1 protein-coding gene is annotated in these 518 nt (G+C 67.0%); it reads left to right on the forward strand.

The window, feature by feature from the left end:
- Positions 1–518 (forward strand): aminotransferase class I/II-fold pyridoxal phosphate-dependent enzyme (locus tag B2585_RS10635; RefSeq protein WP_292022863.1); only part of this gene is annotated, 518 nt, incomplete at both ends.

The raw sequence follows: 518 nt of genomic DNA on the forward strand, positions 1-518 counted from the left end.
CTGCCAGAATACGCGTTTCCGCGTTTGCGGAGCCTTCTCGACGCACATGCGCCGGGGGGAGAGGTCGTTCATATGACCATAGGTGAGCCGCGCCATGCGAGCCCCGCGTTCGTGTCGCGCATCATCGCCGAGACGGCCGACGATTTCGGGCGCTACCCCCCGAACGAGGGCACGCCGGAACTGCGCGGCGCCTTTACCGACTGGCTCAACCGGCGCTACGGCATCGACGTCGACCCCGAAACGCAGGTCATGGCGCTCAATGGCACGCGCGAAGGGCTGTTCAACGCGGCCATCGCGCTCTGCCCCGAAAAGGTGCGCGGGCAGACGCCTGTAATCCTCATGCCCAACCCGTTCTATCAGGTCTACGCCGTGGCCGCCGCGACCGTGGGGGCCGAACCGGTGTTCGTTCCCGCGACCGCCGAGACCGGGTTTCTGCCGGACTACGCGAGCCTGCCCGCCGACATCCTGACGCGCACTGCCATCGTCTATATCTGTTCGCCCGCCAATCCGCAGGGCGC

The organism is Maritimibacter sp. UBA3975 (assembly GCF_002384975.1).
In the GTDB taxonomy this organism is placed as follows: domain Bacteria; phylum Pseudomonadota; class Alphaproteobacteria; order Rhodobacterales; family Rhodobacteraceae; genus Maritimibacter.